This is a genomic window from Hungatella sp. SL.1.14 (assembly GCF_024460495.1).
GTDB lineage: Bacteria > Bacillota > Clostridia > Lachnospirales > Lachnospiraceae > Hungatella > Hungatella hathewayi.
The window spans coordinates 49,667-68,470 of sequence record NZ_JANFYJ010000019.1; the positions used below are offsets into that span (position 1 = coordinate 49,667).

18 protein-coding genes and 1 tRNA gene are annotated in these 18,804 nt (G+C 50.8%); 18 read left to right on the forward strand and 1 reads right to left on the reverse strand.

All coding sequences use genetic code 11. The annotated features are described in order from the left end of the window. Positions 1-26: 26 nt before the first annotated feature. The 13 genes from NE473_RS19530 (at position 27) to NE473_RS19590 (ending at position 14,014) form a co-directional block, all read left to right on the forward strand. Positions 27-602 carry a UvrB/UvrC motif-containing protein gene (locus NE473_RS19530; protein WP_055650980.1) on the forward strand — a complete coding sequence of 192 codons (576 nt, stop codon included), beginning with the start codon at positions 27-29 and terminating at the stop codon, positions 600-602. Then, a complete protein-coding gene (locus NE473_RS19535; protein WP_022031184.1) occupies positions 595-1,632 on the forward strand; it encodes an ATP--guanido phosphotransferase in 1,038 nt (345 codons plus the stop codon). Before NE473_RS19530 ends, NE473_RS19535 begins: the two co-directional genes overlap by 8 nt. A 32-nt stretch (positions 1,633-1,664) precedes the next feature. Continuing rightward, the gene (locus tag NE473_RS19540) at positions 1,665-4,115 is read left to right on the forward strand and encodes an ATP-dependent Clp protease ATP-binding subunit (protein WP_022031185.1); all 2,451 of its coding nucleotides are present in this window, start codon (positions 1,665-1,667) and stop codon (positions 4,113-4,115) included. A gap of 273 nt (positions 4,116-4,388) precedes the next feature. Further along, entirely contained in the window at positions 4,389-4,802 is a 414-nt protein-coding gene (locus NE473_RS19545) for a hypothetical protein (RefSeq protein WP_002600463.1), read from the forward strand. Positions 4,803-4,865: 63 nt separating this feature from the next. Continuing rightward, complete coding sequence (gene radA, locus NE473_RS19550; RefSeq protein WP_022031013.1) at positions 4,866-6,269, forward strand: DNA repair protein RadA; 1,404 nt, start codon at positions 4,866-4,868, stop codon at positions 6,267-6,269. Positions 6,270-6,381: 112 nt separating this feature from the next. Further along, positions 6,382-6,858, forward strand: a complete 477-nt coding sequence (locus NE473_RS19555; protein WP_055650979.1) for a metallophosphoesterase family protein — start codon at positions 6,382-6,384, stop codon at positions 6,856-6,858. Continuing rightward, positions 6,855-7,424, forward strand: coding sequence for a DUF6434 domain-containing protein (locus tag NE473_RS19560; RefSeq protein WP_055650978.1), 570 nt, complete (start codon positions 6,855-6,857; stop codon positions 7,422-7,424). The genes NE473_RS19555 and NE473_RS19560 overlap by 4 nt, the downstream gene beginning before the upstream one ends. A gap of 135 nt (positions 7,425-7,559) precedes the next feature. After that, positions 7,560-9,620, forward strand: a complete 2,061-nt coding sequence (locus NE473_RS19565) for a methyl-accepting chemotaxis protein (RefSeq protein WP_081034944.1) — start codon at positions 7,560-7,562, stop codon at positions 9,618-9,620. A gap of 164 nt (positions 9,621-9,784) precedes the next feature. Beyond that, positions 9,785-9,855, forward strand: a tRNA-Trp gene (locus NE473_RS19570). A gap of 217 nt (positions 9,856-10,072) precedes the next feature. Then, positions 10,073-10,414: a hypothetical protein gene (locus NE473_RS19575; RefSeq protein ID WP_006772974.1), complete on the forward strand. Its 342-nt coding sequence runs from the start codon at positions 10,073-10,075 to the stop codon at positions 10,412-10,414. Between the two features lie 369 nt (positions 10,415-10,783). Then, complete coding sequence (locus tag NE473_RS19580) at positions 10,784-11,026, forward strand: HPr family phosphocarrier protein (protein WP_022031009.1); 243 nt, start codon at positions 10,784-10,786, stop codon at positions 11,024-11,026. A gap of 107 nt (positions 11,027-11,133) precedes the next feature. Then, positions 11,134-13,533, forward strand: a complete 2,400-nt coding sequence (locus tag NE473_RS19585) for an ATP-dependent DNA helicase (protein WP_055650977.1) — start codon at positions 11,134-11,136, stop codon at positions 13,531-13,533. Then, positions 13,505-14,014 carry a GNAT family N-acetyltransferase gene (locus tag NE473_RS19590; RefSeq protein ID WP_055650976.1) on the forward strand — a complete coding sequence of 170 codons (510 nt, stop codon included), beginning with the start codon at positions 13,505-13,507 and terminating at the stop codon, positions 14,012-14,014. Before NE473_RS19585 ends, NE473_RS19590 begins: the two co-directional genes overlap by 29 nt. Positions 14,015-14,040: 26 nt before the next feature. Here the strand turns inward: NE473_RS19590 and NE473_RS19595 are convergent, their stop codons facing one another. After that, complete coding sequence (locus NE473_RS19595) at positions 14,041-14,916, reverse strand: LysR family transcriptional regulator (RefSeq protein ID WP_055650975.1); 876 nt, start codon at positions 14,914-14,916, stop codon at positions 14,041-14,043. Between the two features lie 226 nt (positions 14,917-15,142). On the opposite strand from NE473_RS19595, the gene NE473_RS19600 reads away from it, so the two are divergent. The 5 genes from NE473_RS19600 (at position 15,143) to NE473_RS19620 (ending at position 18,771) form a co-directional block, all read left to right on the forward strand. Beyond that, positions 15,143-15,736, forward strand: a complete 594-nt coding sequence (locus NE473_RS19600) for a sigma-70 domain-containing protein (protein WP_022030175.1) — start codon at positions 15,143-15,145, stop codon at positions 15,734-15,736. After that, positions 15,733-16,344: a histidine phosphatase family protein gene (locus tag NE473_RS19605; RefSeq protein ID WP_055651400.1), complete on the forward strand. Its 612-nt coding sequence runs from the start codon at positions 15,733-15,735 to the stop codon at positions 16,342-16,344. Before NE473_RS19600 ends, NE473_RS19605 begins: the two co-directional genes overlap by 4 nt. 110 nt (positions 16,345-16,454) lie before the next feature. Beyond that, a complete protein-coding gene (locus NE473_RS19610) occupies positions 16,455-16,706 on the forward strand; it encodes a hypothetical protein (protein ID WP_006772966.1) in 252 nt (83 codons plus the stop codon). 172 nt (positions 16,707-16,878) lie between these two features. Next, the gene (locus NE473_RS19615) at positions 16,879-18,126 is read left to right on the forward strand and encodes a 6-phosphofructokinase (protein WP_138311948.1); all 1,248 of its coding nucleotides are present in this window, start codon (positions 16,879-16,881) and stop codon (positions 18,124-18,126) included. 120 nt (positions 18,127-18,246) lie between these two features. Beyond that, on the forward strand, positions 18,247-18,771 hold the full coding sequence (locus tag NE473_RS19620; RefSeq protein WP_006772964.1) for a DUF2628 domain-containing protein: 525 nt from the start codon (positions 18,247-18,249) through the stop codon (positions 18,769-18,771). The last annotated feature ends 33 nt before the right edge of the window (positions 18,772-18,804 follow it).

Below are 18,804 nucleotides of genomic sequence, written 5' to 3' on the forward strand. Positions count from 1 at the left end.
AACAGCCGGAAGAATGGAGGATACTTATGTTATGTGAGAGATGTGGAATTCGCGAAGCGAATATCCAGTATACAGAGGTAATCAATGGCGTGAAAAAGGAACACCATTTCTGTGCCCAGTGTGCCAAAGAGATGGATTTCGGACCGTATTCCGCTATTTTTGACGGAGATTTTCCGTTGGGCAAGCTGCTGTCAGGACTTCTCGGCATCGAGGATACCAGCCGGGTGCCGGATAAGCTGCATCAGGTGGTCTGTCCAACCTGTAAGACCAGCTACGACGAGTTTATTAAAAACAGCCAGTTCGGCTGTGCTGACTGCTACAGTGTGTTTGGTCCCCTGATGGAGGAGAGCTTAAAGCAGCTGCAGGGAAGTACCACTCATACGGGAAAGCAGCCGAAGTACCAGAAGATTTCTTATAAAGCTCCGGATATAAAGAGCCAACAGGACGAGGCGGCGGGAGAAGCCGTCTGCGAACGGGAAGAGGAAATCATGGAGCTGGACGCGAAATTAAAAGAGGCGCTGCAGTTTGAGGACTATGAGACCGCTGCAGTCTGCCGTGATAAAATCAGAGAATTAAAGAAAGGACATGAGGCGAATGCTTAGATGGTTTGAAAAGACAGACGAGAACCGGCCGGGTGTCATCAGCAGCCGCATTCGTCTGGTGCGAAACTGGGAAGAATATAAATTTCCGGCCATGCTCGGGACTCAGGAGAGTGAGGAGATGGTCCGCCGCCTGGAATTCGGACTGAAGGATTTATCAGAGGTGGAAGGAAAGAAGTACGAATATGCCATGCTGGAAGAACTGGAGGAACTGGACCGTGCGGCCCTGCGGGAGCGGAGAATTTTAAACCGTGCCGCAGTGGAAAAAAAGGCGCCGGCTGGCATCATTCTGTCTGAGGACGAGGATACCAGTATCCTGCTGAACGGCGATGATCATATACGGATTCAGCTGCTTTCTTCCGGACTTCATCTGGAAGAACTGTGGGAGCGGGCAGATGCCCTGGATGATTATATCAATGAACGGTTTCCCTATGCGTTTGACGACCGATACGGCTACCTGACATCTTTTCCGACGAATGTGGGAACCGGGCTGAGGGCGTCTGTGGTGGTACATCTGCCCATGCTGTCATCAGGCCGAAAGTTTCCGGCTCTGATCGCTGACATGAGCCGGTTCGGGACAGCGGTCCGCGGTGTATACGGCGAAGGTGAGGAGAATTTTGGCTCCCTCTATGAGATATCGAACCAGAAGACGCTGGGACAGAGCGAAAAGGAGATCGCCGATGTGGTTACGAAGGCGGCCATCCAGCTGACGAACCAGGAGATGACGGTCAGGAAGATGTCGCTCCAGCGGCGCCGCCTGGAACGGGAAGACGAGGTATACAAATCTTACGGTGTTTTAAAATATGCCAGGAGGCTTACGGCCAGAGACGGAATGATCTTTTTGTCCCAGGTCATGGCAGGAACGGCGGACGGACTGCTTGCAATGAAAGAACCGTGCTCCGTTTACCGTCTTATGCTAGGACTGCAGCCGGCAAATTTACAGAAGATATCTGACAGGCCCTTAAGCAAGGAAGAACTGGATATTGCAAGGGCGGAATTTATCCGCAGAGAGCTGCCTGATTTGGCAAAATAGGCGGGAGATAATAACAAGGAGGACATACTGATATGATAGACAGATTTACAGCCAAGGCCAGAGAGTCCATTAATCTGGCTGTCCAGGCAGCGGAGGAGCTGGGCCACAGCTATGTTGGAACCGAGCATCTGCTGATTGGACTTTTAGAGGAAGGCAGCGGTGTGGCCGCAAGAGTCCTTTCGGAGAACGGCGTTAAGAAAGAAAAGGTGATTGGCCTTGTAAGCCAGCTGATCTCTCCGGACCAGACGGTCCGCATGGAGGAGAACGGCTATACCCCCAGCGCCAGAAGAGTGCTGGAGAACAGCTATAAAGAGGCGGTTCGTTTTAAGGCAAGGCTGATCGGAACCGAGCATCTGCTGATTTCCATCATACGGGATAATGACTGCGTGGCATCGAGGCTGCTCAATACCATCGGCATCAGTATCCAGAAGCTTTATATCGACGTTCTGGCCGCCATGGGTGAGGACGCGCCTGCCAACAAGGAGGAACTTCTAAAGGGCTCCAGGACAAAGGGAAGCACGCCGACACTGGACAGCTACAGCCGCGATTTAACGGCGCTTGCCAGAGAGGGCAAGCTGGATCCTGTCATTGGACGTGAGACGGAGATCAAGCGTCTGATTCAGATTCTGAGCAGAAGGACGAAGAATAACCCGTGTCTGATCGGTGAGCCGGGAGTTGGAAAGACCGCCGTCGTGGAAGGCCTGGCGCAGATGATTATTGAGGGAAATGTACCGGAAACCATTGCGGAGAAGCGCGTTCTGACCCTGGATTTGTCTGGTATGGTGGCCGGGTCCAAATACCGCGGTGAGTTTGAGGAACGAATCAAAAAGGTGATTGCTGAGGTGATGGAGGATGGAGAGGTGCTTCTGTTCATCGATGAGATTCATACGATCATCGGCGCGGGAGGCGCGGAGGGAGCGATTGACGCCTCCAACATTTTAAAACCGTCCCTGGCCAGAGGAGAACTGCAGCTTATCGGCGCAACGACCATCGAAGAATACCGCAAGTATATAGAAAAGGATTCCGCCCTGGAACGCCGTTTCCAGCCGGTCACCGTGGAGGAACCGTCGGAGGAGGAGGCTGTAGCCATCTTAAAGGGCTTGAGAGGCAGGTATGAGGCGCACCACCATGTGACAATCACGGATGAAGCCCTGACAGCCGCGGTGAAGCTTTCCGCCAGATACATCAACGACCGGTTTATGCCGGATAAGGCCATCGATGTCATCGACGAGGCTGCTTCCAAGGTTCGTCTGACCGCATTTGTGGAGCCGCCTGAGATCAAGGATCTGGAGAAAGAGATCGAGAAGCTGGAGGATCAGAAGGAAGCTGCGATCCGCGATGAAGCGTATGAGAAGGCCGGGGCCATCAAGAAGAAACAGGAAAAGAAGAAAGAGAAAATTGATAAGATCCGTGAGAAGTGGCAGAAGGATAAAGACACCAGAAAACAGGTGGTCGACGAGGGCGAGATTGCCGATGTTGTCTCCAGCTGGACCAAGATTCCGGTGAGAAAGCTGGAGGAGGGAGAGAGCCAGAGACTCAAGAATTTAGAGTCCATTCTCCATGAGCGCGTGATCGGTCAGGAGGAAGCGGTTACCGCTGTAGCCAAGGCGATCCGCCGCGGTCGCGTTGGGTTAAAGGACCCGAAGCGGCCAATCGGCTCATTCCTGTTCCTGGGGCCTACGGGTGTCGGAAAGACGGAGCTGTCAAAGGCGCTGGCTGAGGCCATGTTTGGTACGGAGAACGCACTGATCCGCGTCGATATGTCGGAGTACATGGAGAAGCACAGCGTCTCCAAGATGATTGGCTCTCCGCCAGGCTATGTGGGCTACGACGAGGGCGGCCAGCTCAGTGAAAAGGTGAGGAGAAATCCGTATTCCGTCATTCTCTTCGATGAGATTGAAAAGGCGCATCCGGATGTATTTAACATCCTTCTGCAGGTCCTCGATGACGGCCATATTACAGACGCACAGGGACGAAAGATTGATTTTAAGAACACGGTTATTATCATGACGTCGAACGCGGGTGCGGAGAGCATCATTTCCCCGAAGCGCTTAGGCTTTGGAGCAGTCGCCGATGAGAAAGCGGATTACAAGGTGATGAAAGACCGTGTGATGGAGGAAGTGAAGCATATATTCAAGCCGGAATTTATCAACCGTATCGATGAGATTATCGTCTTCCACCCGCTTAACAAGGGGCATATGAAGGATATTGTGACCATTATGCTGAAAGAAATTATGAAGCGGACGAAGGAACAGATGAACATCACACTCTCCGTGGATGAGGCTGCAAAAGAGTTCCTGATTAACAAGGGATATGATGAAAAATACGGTGCAAGGCCGTTAAGACGTACCATTCAGAGCTGTCTTGAGGACAGGCTGGCAGAGGAAATTCTGGATGGAGCGGTGAAAGAAGGGGACGAAGTTCTGGTGAGCCAGGGAGAATCAGAGTTAAAATTTTCTGTTCCGGAGCTCATAAAGAACTAGTAAAGAACTAGTACAACGTTATGTAAGTTTCTGTGAATTATGCGCCTGATATTTGCGTCAGGGGCCCGCCTGCGAAGTGACGGCACAGTGGACCCTGCGTCTAGCTTCGCATACGAGCCCCTGGCGTAAATAGCGGGTGCAGAATTTACAGGAATTTATACAATGTTGTGCTAGCCATTTGATTTGATTTCGTGTATAATGATGACAAGCGAAATCGTTACAGAGCGCTTCGCAAAAAGGATAAGTAAACAAGAATACTAGGAGGGCGTACAGATGCCGGTAATTGAAGAATTAATCCGCACAGAGCAGGATGGAACAATCAGTTTTGGTAATTACAAATTAAGCACAAAGTCAAAATTACAGGATTTTGAGCACGATGGCGATTTATATAAAGTGAAGACATTTTATGAGATTACGAAACTGGAGCGCAACGGCATGTTCGTCTATGAGTCTGTGCCGGGAACTGCTGTGGAGCATTTTACCGTTTCGAACAACGGCGTGGAGTTTTCCGTTGAAGGAGACAAGGACGCGCAGCTGACCATTCAGCTGGAGGATGATACCGAATACGAAGTATTCGTGGACGACGCTGCAGTGGGAAGCATGATGACCAACATGAGCGGTAAGCTGTCTGTCAGTGTGGAACTGAACGAGGAAGAACCTGTGTCTGTGAAAGTCGTAAGAAGATAAAATCAGAATGGCAGAAAGAGGCTGGCGGTTTACCAGCCTCTTTTTTCGTAGGAAAGGAGCAGCATGGCAAAAGCGAAAGCGACATCATTTTTCTGCAGAGAATGCGGATACGAATCGCCGAAATGGCTGGGACAGTGTCCCGGATGCCGGCAGTGGAACACCTTTGTGGAAGAACTGACGGCGAAAAAGGAACCTGCGGCGCGGAGGGGCCTTGGAAGCGCCTCCGGGAACGGACTCGGCGGCGTGGGGGAGGGCGGCTTGTCAAAGATCAGGCCTTCCTATTTATCGGAGATATCGCTGGATGAACAGGACCGTATGCAGACCGGATATGAAGAACTGGACCGGGTGCTGGGCGGCGGTGTGGTGCGGGGGTCTCTCGTCCTGGTGGGAGGAGACCCCGGAATCGGAAAGTCCACACTGCTTTTGCAGGTGTGCAGGAATCTGGCTGCATCGGGGCAGAAGGTGCTCTATATTTCGGGTGAGGAATCGTTAAAACAGATTAAGCTGAGGGCCAACCGGATTGGGACTGTGGCAGGAGAGTTAAAATTTCTCTGTGAGACAAATCTCGATACGATCGAGGGCGCCATCTCCGGGGAGAAGCCGGATGTGGTGATTATCGACTCCATTCAGACCATGTTCCGCGAGGAGGTGACTTCGGCGCCCGGCAGTGTGGGACAGGTGCGGGAATCTACGAATCTCCTGCTTCAGATCGCAAAAGGAGTGGGAATTGCCATTTTCATCGTGGGCCATGTGACGAAGGAAGGCGTGGTGGCCGGCCCGAGAGTGCTGGAACATATGGTGGACACGGTGCTCTATTTCGAGGGGGACAGAAGTGCCTCCTACCGGATTATCCGCGGGGTAAAGAACCGGTTCGGCTCGACCAACGAGATCGGCGTTTTTGAGATGAGGGAAAGCGGACTGGAAGAAGTGAAGAACCCGTCAGAATACATGCTGAGCGGCCGTCCGGAGGATGCGTCAGGAGCCGTGGTGGCCTGTTCCTTAGAGGGGACGAGGCCGGTGCTTTTAGAGGTGCAGGCACTCATCACGCCTACGCTGTTCGGTATGCCAAGGAGGACGGCTGCGGGTACGGATTATAACCGGGTGAACGTGCTGATGGCGGTGCTGGAGAAACGGTGCCATTATGAGCTTTCCCGGTATGACGCCTATGTGAATATCGCAGGCGGCCTGCGGATGAATGAACCGGCGCTGGATCTGGCTATCGTTATGGCGGTGATCTCCAGTCTAAAGGACAGGCCTGTCAATCCGAGAACGATTATCTTCGGTGAAGTCGGCCTGGCCGGAGAGGTGCGCGCGGTTCCCATGGCAGAACAGCGGGTGAACGAGGCCAAAAAGCTGGGATTCGAGACGTGTATACTTCCGAAGACCTCGCTGGATAAGATGAGAAAGATGGAGGGAATCCGTCTGGTCGGAGTGGAGAATATCCGCGAGGCGATTTCACTGCTGTAAGGTCACTCCCCGCAGTGAAGCCTGTTATTGCAGGGAAAACGGCCATTGCATGGGAATCCGCCATTGCAGGGGACCCGCCATAACCATATTGCGGAAAGAAAGGAACGCTGGTATGAGAGTTGGAATTCTGTCTGATACCCATGGACTCTTGCGGTCAGAGGTGAAGGAAGTTTTAAGGACGTGTGATGTGATTCTTCACGGCGGCGACATAAACAGAGAAACCATTATAAAGGAACTGGAAGATCTGGCGCCGCTCCATGTGGTACGTGGGAATAACGATAAGGAGTGGGCAGAGGGCATGCCGGAGGAATTGAGCTTTTCTCTGGAGGGCGTGTCATTTTACATGATACACAATAAAAAGGAAGCTTCCCCTGAAGCCGTATCAGACGCCGATGTGGTTCTGTACGGCCATTCCCACCGATACGACGAGCGGATGATCGACGGAACGCTCTGGCTGAATCCGGGAAGCTGTGGGCCGAGGCGGTTTCACCAGCCCATCACCATGGCGGTAATGACCCTGGAAGGCGGAACATACCAGGTGGAAAAGCTGGAATTTGCCCATGAGAAAAAGGGAGGAGAAGATCAATGAGCGAGAGACCCAGACTGGACAGATCGCTGGACGGGGAGACTTTCCGAAGCTACTATTATCTGAAAGAAGAGCTGACGGCATTCTGCCGGGAAAACGGGCTGCCTGTCTCCGGCGGAAAGCTCGAGATTACGGAGCGGATCGCCTGTTTCCTCGATACGGGAAACGTTCTTCCGGTTTCTGCAAAGACAAAGAACCGGCCGGAGGTGGGGGGGATCAGCGAGGATATGAAGATAGAACCGGATTTTGTGTGCAGTGAAAAGCACAGAGCCTTTTTCCGGGAAGCCATCGGCACGGGATTTTCCTTTAACGTGGCCTTTCAAAAATGGCTGAAAAGCAACACCGGAAAAACCTACAGGGAGGCCATCGATGCTTACGGCCGGATTCTGGAGGAGAAGAAAAGGGGAAAGACAGTGATTGACCGGCAGTTTGAGTATAACACGTATATTCGGGATTTCTTTGCGGACAATGAGGGCCGTTCCCTGGAAGAGGCGATTCGGTGCTGGAAATATAAAAAAGGGCTGAAGGGCCATAACCGTTATGAGAGATCAGATTTATCAGCACTTTGATGAGCGTCGGGAGGAACTGTACAGATAAGGGAAATGGGGAGGACAGAACGGCCTCCGGCATATGGCCGGAATATTTAATAAATCGTTTGCCCGTTATGCCTTTCAGTATTATAATGGTGAGTAAGGAGGGGCAAAATGATCGAAAATGTTGAAAAAGCAAAGCATCACATGCCGGAACAGACGGGGCGGGGAGAAAAACGGGCAACCGTATCCGGAAAGATCAACCGGCGGCTGATTGAGATTCTGTTTCCGGCGCTGTCTGTCCTGATTTTTGTTACCTGCTATATCGCCGCGCTGGCGGTTACAAACCTGAGCTATCAGGTGACAGAGGGACAGACGAAGAACGCGGTGGACACCGTAGATGAGTTTTTTAACGGCAAGAAAAGTGCCGTGGGAATTTTAAGCTACAATAAAGAACTCTGCCAGCTGCTGGAAGAGGCGCCGACCGCAGAGCAGATTGCCGGTGCGCCGGGGAAAGAGGCGGCGGTCACGCTGCTGAAACGGGCCTATGACACCATGGTTTCCGATGGCGTTCAGGCCGTATGGCTGGCTGGTATAGGCAATGACACGTATCTGATGCAGACCGGAGAGGCATGGGCTGCCAACCTGGCAGATATCGACTGGGACGAACGAGTCCGGGAGACGATGGGGCCGGTCGTCACGGATCCGTTTTCTGACCCGGTTACCGGGAAAATGGTCATCTCCATCGTTGCCCCGGTGCTCTCTCTGGATGGCAGCAATATTACGGGATACGTTGGATTTGATGTGTTCCAGGATCATTTTTCACAACTGCTCCAGGACATCAGGATCGGAGAAGGCGGTACGCTGGAACTGGTTACCGGGGATGAGTCTCTGGTATACAGCTTTGATGCCAGTCTGATCAACAAAAAGGTGGAAGAAGTAGAGAACTTAGGCCGGGAATATCTGGAGGGCATTCGGAATCAATATACCGGTTCCATGACCTACAGTTATGAGGGAAAGAAGTATTATTCTATCTTTGCGAAGAGCGAGGCGACAGGCTGGGCTACGGTCGGAAGCATTCCGGTGGAGGAGATCAATGCACCCAGGAATCAGCTGATTGCAGTGATGGTGGTGATTTCGCTTCTTATTCTGATCACGGTTATTATCATCGTGATCAGGCTGGTGAGAAAACTTCTGTCTCCCCTTTCCGATATTGCAGTGAATGTGGAAGGCTTTTCCAAAGGTGATTTCAGTGTGAATCTGGAGATTGACAGCGATGATGAGATTGGTCTGCTGGCTGACAGCGTGAAAGGGACCATTCAGTCTCTCCGGGAGATGATCTCTCATGCGACGGATGTTCTGGCGGAGCTCTCCGATGGTAATTTAAGATTGACGGTAGACGGCGTTTACGACGGGGAATTCGGGAAGATTAAGGATGCCCTGGAGGAGATCGTGAGATCTCTGAATGATACGCTGGGGCGGATATACGAGAGTGCGGATCAGGTATCGGAAGGGGCGGCACAGCTTTCCTTTGGAGCCCAGTCTCTTTCTCAGGGAGCCGCAGAACAGGCGGGGGCCATTGAGAATCTGGCTGCAGTTATCCAGGAGGTTTCTAATCAGGTGGACCATAACGCCGGCAATGCGAAGACGGCCAGTGATAAGTCAAAGGAACTGGGCAGCGAGATTCTGGAACAGAACCGCCAGATGCAGAAGCTGAAAGAAGCCATGGATGATATCAGAATGAATTCCGGCGAGATCGGGGAGATCATACGGGTGATTGAGGATATCGCGTTTCAGACGAATTTGCTGGCGCTGAACGCGGCTGTGGAGGCGGCAAGGGCCGGTGACGCAGGAAGGGGCTTTGCCGTGGTAGCGGAGGAAATACGCAGTCTGGCGGGAAAAAGCGCTGAGGCGTCAAAGAATACGGCAGAACTGATTGAAAAGTCTGTCCGGTCTGTGAAGCACGGAGCCGGAATTGTTGACACAGCGGCCCAGGCGCTGGAAGTGGTGGCTCAGGAATCTGTGAAGATGACCGATACCGTTGACCGGATATCGAAGGCATCGGAGGAACAGTCCCGTTCTATTACCGAGATTACCAGAAACATCACTCAGATTGCTTCTGTAGTGCAGACCAATTCGGCGACCGCGGAGGAGAGTGCGGCGGCCAGTGAAGAATTGTCGAGCCAGGCCCAGCTGCTGAAGGACTATGTCTCCAGGTTTCAATTGGACAGATAGGCGTTGAGATTCTATCTTAACACGGGGGATTACCGGCAGGTAATTCCCCGGTTTCTGGATAAACTTTCGAATTTTTGTATTTTTTATAAAAAACTCTTGCAATTTAAAAAGAGGTATGCTATACTCTCATAGTGTTCAGATGAAACATGAACGAAACAAGCCATAGGGGAATAGTTCAATGGTAGAGCAACGGTCTCCAAAACCGTAAATGGGGGTTCGAGCCCCTCTTCCCCTGCTCGAAAAAAGAGTCAACGGATCAGAAAAAGCCGGAAAATCCTTGGTTATTGAGGAGTTCCGGCTTTTCTTTGTATGATGGAACTGCATTGCTGCGTCAAAAAATAAGCCGCCGCAGAAGTTGTACCGGCAGCTCTTTCTTTTGAATACCGGATGTGTTATGATCGTAAAAAGAATATACGTTCGAGACGAAAACCGCTTTATGATGAGGTGCCAATATGAAAAAAGCAATACTTTACAGAATCAGTTATCTGGTTGAAGTGGATGAAGAAGAGATCAGCGATCACAAGGGAAAGGAGAAGTTCTGGAAGCTTGCGTGGGGGAAGCTGCCGGAGCAGGAGATTGTGCTGGATGAACAGCATAAAGCGGAATGGCAGTCAACCAGCACGCTTTATCTGGATCCGCTGACGATGAACTGCGGCCAGTGCGCGAGGTGTCATGGATGGACCACTGACCGGGAGAAACCTGATCCGATCAGAGGGTTGTCAAACGGAGCGACGGTCGATGGCGAGCTGCTCTGTGATGAATGTCTGCCGGATCACCATCCGTGGGCTTTTTAAGATGTCATCCGGCTGAACTCGACGTGTGATTTGTTCCTGTGAATCCCCTGCTGTATATGGATGTCCTCGCAATGCGGACAGATGTGCGGTAAAGAACGGCCCTTCTGGTCGTTTTAGATGAAAATATAAGACGTATTTTATAAAAATAGATGATGAACAAAGTTATAAATGAGAACCATTCCCGACAATAGTATTTGGTGATTGCAAATGTGCATAGCGGCAACTCTCATACCTCCTTCAAACAATGCAAAATACACAAGAAATGGTGACATTTCGCTTCATGAAACGTAATTTGACAAATTGCGTCAGAAGTGATATAAATATTTCAACAACTTTTTAACTGTTTTTTTTTGAGAAGGAGTCATGATTATGAAACAGTATAAGATTATGTTACCAGGCGTTGCCGAAGCGAAAGAGTTTGTTGCTGCTGCTACAAAATGTGATTTCGATATAGACGTATATTACAATAGAGTGACCATTGACGCAAAGTCTATATTAGGTGTGTTGAGCCTTGATTTAACCAGGCCCCTTACCGTGGAGTTCAACGGTGAGAATGAAGAATTTGAGACATACTTAATGGAAAAAGCACCGAGCAGGATTCATGCGGCTTAAGCAGCAGGACACTCATCAGGCGACAGAAAAGGGAATTGTGATCCATAGGACACAGTTCCCTTTTTGCTTTAGATAAAGATACTCAGTCCTGGAAAGGAGGAACCGGAATGGCTGACGGGGAAAAGAAAATCATTAAAATATCGGTCCGCAATCTGGTGGAATTCGTGATGCGTTCCGGTGACCTGGACAACAGGCGCACCGCAGGTGCAGAGAAGACGGCCATGCAGGAGGGCAGCCGGATACACCGGAAGATTCAGCGGCGCATGGGGGCGGATTACCATGCGGAGGTTGTGCTTAAGCATCTGGTGGAGGAAAACCAGTTTGAGATTCTGGTGGAGGGGCGTGCCGACGGCATTATCGAGAAGCCTTCAGGCGTGACCATCGATGAGATCAAGGGCGTCTATATGGATCTTTATTATCTGAATGAGCCCATCGAGGTGCACATGGCTCAGGCCATGTGTTATGGCTATTTTTACTGCTGCGACCATCAGCTGGGCGGAGCCGTGATGCAGCTGACCTACTGCAATATTGAAACGGAAGAGATCAAGCGCTTTCAGGTGGAAAAAAGCTTTGAGGAGCTGAAAGCCTGGTTTGGGGGACTGATTCATGAGTATGTGAAATGGGCCGACTATTTGTACCACCACGGTCTTCGGCGGGACGAGTCCATCAGGGATCTGGAATTTCCCTATCCCTATCGGAAGGGACAGAAGGAACTGGCCGTATCCGTCTACCGGAGCATTGCACGCCGGAAGAATCTGTTCATTCAGGCACCCACCGGAATCGGTAAGACGCTGTCAACCGTCTATCCGGCGCTAAAGGCCATTGGAGAAGGTCATGGAGACAAGCTGTTTTATTTAACGGCGAAGACCATCACGCGCGCTGTGGCGGAGGAGACGTATGAGATCCTGAGAAAGGGCGGCCTTTATTTCAGCACTGTCACGATTACGGCGAAGGAGAAGCTCTGTTTTCTGGAGAAGCCGGAGTGTAATCCGGATGCCTGCCCCTACGCCAAAGGCCATTTCGACCGGGTGGGAGATGCCGTCTTCGATGTGATCCACCAGGAGACGGGGATTACCAGGGAGACTGTTTTGGAGTATGCCAGGAGACACCAGGTGTGTCCGTTTGAATTCTGTCTCGACATCAGCAACTGGGTGGACGGTATCATCTGCGACTACAATTATGTATTCGATCCCAATATCAGGTTGAAACGGTATTTTTCCGAGGGAATAGCGGGGGAGTACCTGTTCCTTGTGGACGAGGCGCATAATCTCGTGCCCAGAGCCAGGGAGATGTACAGCGCCGTGGTGTATAAGGAGGACTTCCTTCTTATTAAAAAGATTGTGAAACCAAAGGACCAGAAGCTGGCCGGGCTCCTGGACCGGTGCAATAAGCAGCTGCTGGAGATGAAGCGGGAATGCGAGGGTTATACGATTCTGACGGATATCAAGCTGTTTATGACCGCCATTATGTCGCTGTTTGGGGAGATGGAGAAATTCATGGACAGCTTTCCGGAATTTGAGGACCGCGATCTGGTGCTTGATTTTTACTTTGCACTGAGGGATCTGTTGAATATCTATGACCGGGTAGATGAAAATTACCGGATTTATACAGAATTCTTATCGGATGGACGCTTTATGCTCCGGCTGTTTAATATGAATCCGGCAAAGAATTTAAAAGAATGCCTGGATAAAGGCAACAGTACCGTGTTTTTCTCTGCGACCCTGCTGCCGGTCCAGTATTACAAGGAACTGTTAAGCGGCAGTCAGGAGGAATACGCTGTGTACGCGGAGTCCCCTTTTGACCGGGAGAAACGGCTGCTGCTGGTGGCAAACGATGTCAGCAGCCGCTACACCAGGAGAAATGAGCGGGAATTTAAGAAGATCGTGGAGTATATCAGAAGGATTGTCTTTGCCCGTGCGGGAAACTATATGGTGTTTCTGCCGTCGTACCAGTATATGAGGGAGGTGGAACAGCTGCTTTCCGGTATGGAGGCACAGCAGGAATTTGCATGGCTCGCCCAGTCGGCTCACATGACGGAACAGGAGCGGGAGATTTTTCTGGAGGAGTTTAAAGAGAACAGGGAAGATTCCTTTGTAGGCCTGTGTGTCATGGGAGGCGTATTCTCAGAGGGGATTGATCTAAAGGAAGGGCGGCTGATCGGAGCGATCATTGTAGGGACGGGACTCCCCATGGTGTGCACGGAGCAGGAGATCCTGAAGGGATATTTCGATGAGAAGGAGCAGAAGGGATTTGACTACGCGTATCAGTATCCCGGCATGAACAAGGTGATGCAGGCGGCCGGCCGCGTGATCCGGACGGTGGCGGATGAAGGCGTAATCGCTCTGCTCGATGACAGATTTTTAAAACCGGACTATCAGGCGCTGTTTCCCAGGGAATGGGATGGCTACTATTCTGTGAATTTAAACAGCGTGTCCGGGATCGTAACGGAATTCTGGGGAGAAAGGGAGAGACAGAACAATGATAAAATTGAGACTTCGGCCCTGTAAGAGGGAAGACGGAAGAGAATTGATGAAATGGTTTTCCGATGAGAGACAGATGCGTATGTGGTGCCGCGATGGTTTTACCTTTCCGTTGACGGATGGGCAGATGGATGCCTATTACGCTGAACTGGATCAGGATTCCAGGGCCTGGGGATTTACGGCTCTGGATGAATCGGGAAAACCGGTTGGAAGCTTTAAAATGGCGGCGGCGGATTACGAGGCGGACAGCGTGCATATGGGATACATTGTCCTGGCACCGGAGGTAAGAGGCCGCGGAGTGGGACAGCAGATGGTGGCTATGGCGGCAGCGTATGCCGTGGATTTCCTGGGGATGAAGCGGATTACGCTGAAGGTATTCGACTGTAATCCGGGTGCGAAGCGCTGCTATGAAAAGGCGGGGTTCCGGGAAGAGGAGTACAGACCGGAAGAGTTTTCTTACCGGGACGAGATGTGGGGGAATTCTCTGATGGTATACAATCGGCGCTGACGGGAAAATCCTGTCAGCGCCGGCTCTCACATCATGTCCATAAACTGTTTGGAAGCCTGGGAAACGGGAAGGCTTTCATTATAGGCTACGATCATCTGGCGCGCAGGCATCTTTTCTGTTAGCCTGACGATGAATAAGTCTTTGTCATTATCCGGAATACAGAAATCGGGAACAAAGGCGATTCCCAGACCGATTCGCGCCAGATCGATCAGTAAATCATTGCTGCTCAACTCGATTTCCGGAACGAGATCCAGCTGTTCCCGCTGGAACATATGGTGCAGGAATTCGCTGGTGGTGCTCTTCCTGTCCAGCATCAGGATCGGGTATGTCTGGAGCTTCTGCAGGCTGACTGCCTCGCCCTTCAGCGGGAAATACTCCTGATTGGCGACGAAGACATCGTGAAATTCGTTGATCACCCGGACGTTCTGCGAATTGGAGAGGCCGGAGTTGGGATAGTTGGTGATGATGAAATCAACCTGTCCGTTTTCCAGTAAATGGGCGCACTCGATGGAGGTCTGGTTGGTGACCTTGATATGAACGTTGGGGTATGCCTTATGGAAACGGTTTAAGTATGGAATGAGATAATAACGGCAGATGGTGTCACTGGCGCCGATGCGCAGTTGTCCGCCGTTTAAGGTATTGGCCTCCAGAAGCTGATTTTCCCCTTTTTGAATCAAATTGATGGCGGGTTCCACGTGCTTTAGGAGAATCTCGCCTTCCGGGGTAAGTTGGACTTTTTTCGTGCTCCGGATGAAGAGCGTCTGATTCAGCTTTTTCTCCAGCACTTTGATGGACTGGCTGACCGCCGACTGTGAAATAAACAGCTGTTTCGACGCTTCGGAGAAGCTCAGCGTGGCAGCAACATGGTAAAAGACTTTATACAATTCGTAATTGATATCCATTATTAGTCCTCCTTATAAATCTAAGGACATTCTATCACGAATGCGATGGATTTGTAAAGGAAATTGACAAAAATACCAGATTATGGTAAGTTAACTGTTACTGTTCCCAGCCCCATAGGCCTCTGCCTCCCGGTCAGCCCCAGCCGGCTCATGGGGCTGACCGGGAGGCAGGGGCCCATGGGGCTGGGAACAGTAACAGTTAACGGCCGGAAGGAGTGTAAGAGTTATGCATGATGATTTTTACCAGATGTACCTGGAAGAGATGAAAGCAATCACACCCTGTACACAGGAGGAGAACACGCAGCTGTTAAACGATGCTGCAGCCGGTAATGAAGGGGCGAAGAAGCGTCTGATCGAAGGCAATTTGGAAGCTGCATTAAAGTGTGCGAAAGAGTATGACGGCAAAGGCGTCCTGTTAACGGATCTGGTTGCTGAGGCCAATATGGCGCTTACCATGGCGGTGACGGAATTCTTGACCGACGTGGGAGACGGCGATTTCGAGGGCTTTTTAGCGGCACGGATGAAGGCTGCCCTTGACCTGGCGGTGGAGGAACAGCAGTCCGCGAAACAGACGGGAGAAGAACTGGCGGCCAGAGTCAATGTCCTGCAGACTGTGTCCCAGATGCTTGCGAAGGAACTGGGACGTGAGGCCACGGTGGAAGAACTGGCAGATAAGATGAAAATGACGGCAGGTGAAGTGAAGGACATCATGAAGATGGCGATGGACGCCATGAGCATGAATGCGGAAAACGCAGATCTGGAAGACTTGGCGGATGTGGAAGGTATTGAGATTACCGGGGCGGAGGACGGAGAAGAATGAAATTATATCTGATACGCCACGGACAGACGGACTGGAATATCCAGGGAAAGATTCAGGGCAGCCATGATATTCCCTTAAACGACACGGGGAGAGCCCAGGCGAAGCTTGTGGCGGAAGGGATGGACAGCAGACCGGTGACAAAGATATTCTCCAGCACACTCATGCGGGCGGTGGAGACGGCGCGGATGATCGGCGACCGCCAGCATGTGGATATCTATCTGGTTCCGGGGCTCATCGAAGTGGAATTCGGCAAGTGGGAAGGCATGACGTGGGCTGAGATAAAGGAACAGTATCCAAACGAGTATGAGCGGTGGTCCATCAATCCGGTGGAGGTGGCGCCGCCCGGCGGAGAAACCCAGATGATGGTCATGGAACGGGTGGCAGGCGCGATTGAGACGGTCATGGGTATGACGAATGGCCGGGAAGATATTGCGGTTGTGTCCCACGGCGCGACCATGGCTTATATTGTCGCTTACTTAATGAGAAATCATCCGGAGGAATCGGAGATTATTGTTGACAATGCCAGCATTACCACTGTGAACTATAATCCGGTTACTCAGGATTATATGCTGCTGGAGGTGAATGACACCGCGCATCTGCATCAATGAGGCTGACAAAGAAGCTAATTTACTGATTATGGAATAACTTCCCACTTTTTAACATATACTAAAAAAGAATGATACAACCTATATCATAAAGGAAAAGGAGCATTTTCAATATGGCAAGAGGCGTAAGAAAATCACCGGTGGAGAAGTTGCAGGATCAGTTAAATGAGGTTAGGGAGAGCATCAGGCAGTATGAGAACTGTCTCGTCACCTTAAAAGAGAAGGAAAAAACATTAAACGAACAGATTGAACTGGAAGAGTTCAAGACGATCCGCGGTTTGCTTACGGAACAGGGAATCGGGATGGAAGAATTGAAAGAAATGCTGGAGTCGAATGTGACTGCAGTGGAAGAGCAGAGCGCATAAAACGCCCTGCTTTTTTTGAGGAAAAAGGCATGTACCCATTGTAAAACAATGAAAATTTGTGAATAAAATATCTACAGTTGACTTTTATAATTTCTCTATATTATGATAGGAACGTAAGAATTGTAAGTACTTACAAAAATAAGAATAATCATGGTCATGGAGGAATGTGGAGATGAAAGAAGTAAGAGGAAATGTAATAGTCGGCCAGTCAGGCGGCCCCACGGCGGTCATTAATTCCAGTCTTGCAGGCGTCTATAAGACGGCAAAGGACAGAGGTGCGAAACGCGTTTTCGGCATGCTGCACGGCATTCAGGGACTGCTGGAAGAACGGTATGTGGACCTGTCGGAACACATAAACAATGATCTGGATATCGAACTGTTAAAGAGAACCCCTTCCGCTTATTTGGGCTCCTGCCGCTACAAGCTGCCGGAGATCTGTGAAGACCAGGAGATCTATAAAAAGATATTTTCCATTCTGGAGAAACTGGAGGTGGAATACTTCTTCTATATCGGCGGCAATGACTCCATGGATACGATAAAAAAACTTTCCGATTACTCCATCTTAAACGGCAGCAAAATCCGGTTCATGGGCGTGCCGAAAACCATTGACAATGATCTGGCCGCGACGGACCATACGCCGGGATATGGCAGCGCGGCAAAATACATAGGTTCCATCACAAAGGAAGTGATCCGTGACGGTCTGGTGTACGACCAGCAGAATGTGACACTTTTAGAAATCATGGGCCGCAATGCCGGCTGGCTTACGGGAGCGGCCGCCCTGGCCAAGTGTGAGGACTGTGAAGGGCCGGACATGATCTTCCTTCCTGAGATTCCCTTCGATGTGGATACGTTTATGAAAAAAGTAGAAGACCTCCATAAGCGGAAAAAATCTGTGGTGGTTGCGATATCCGAGGGCGTCAAGATGGCGGATGGCCGTTATGTCTGTGAGCTGACTGACAGCATTGACTATGTGGACGCCTTTGGACACAAACAGCTTACCGGGACAGCCAGGTATCTGGCCGAGAAGATTTCGCGGGAAGTCGGATGCAAGACGAGAGCCATCGAGTTTAACTCTCTGCAGCGCAGCGCTTCCCATATTGTTTCCCGTGTTGACATCACCGAGGCGTTTCAGGTAGGCGGGGCTGCTGTGAAGGCTGCATTTGAAGGGGAGACAGGCAAAATGATCATCTTAAAGCGCGTCTCCGACGACCCGTATATCTGTGTGACGGATATCTACGATGTCCATAAGGTGGCAAACGTGGAAAAGAAGGTGCCGCGGGAGTGGATCAATGAGGCGGGCGACTATGTCACAGAGGAGTTTGTAAGCTACATCAAACCGCTCATTCAGGCAGAACTGACGCCGATCATGGTGGATGGACTGCCAAGACATCTCTATTACACAGATGTAGAAAAGAAGTGAAAGAAAAAAGTAAACCATTTTGGGAAAAGCGTGGTATAATAGAACGGATTACGAAAAAAGCCGTTTGCGCGATGCTGCGGTTTTAAGGAGAGGGGAACGCGAAAAGTGAAGGGGGAACGCATGGCCGATATGAGGATCGGTGAGTATCTCATCTCAGATATTATGATGAGTGTCGGAAAAAAGAGTGATGTCTATCTGAGAAAGTTCCAACGGATTCATGAGAAAGGTTACAGCTTTAACTGGTGTGCGGCGCTGTTTACCGCGTTATGGTTTGCCTACCGGAAGATGTGGAAGGCGGCAGCGGCCATTATGGGCTTTAATGTGGTCTATACGGTGGTATTATCCGTCCTGGAGAGCACGGTTCTGTCTGCGGACAATGCGCTGGTGTTCATGGGCACAGCGGCAGGCCTGTTCGTTCTGTCCATGGTTGTGTTCGGTCTGCTGGGAGACCGGCTCTACTGCCGCCATATAAGCGCCATTCTGGACAAAGAGGGATGCCGCGCAAGGCGCGCCTCGGAGAAGACCGCCCGCACAGAAGCTCTGCAGAAGGCGGGAGGTACCAGTGTCATAGGGGTAATCATTCTGTGGGCTGTCAGTCTGGTTCTTCAGTGGGCGGTCTCCTGGCTGATTTCTTTCTTTTTATAGCATTTTTATGAAATTTCATAAATATAAGAAACA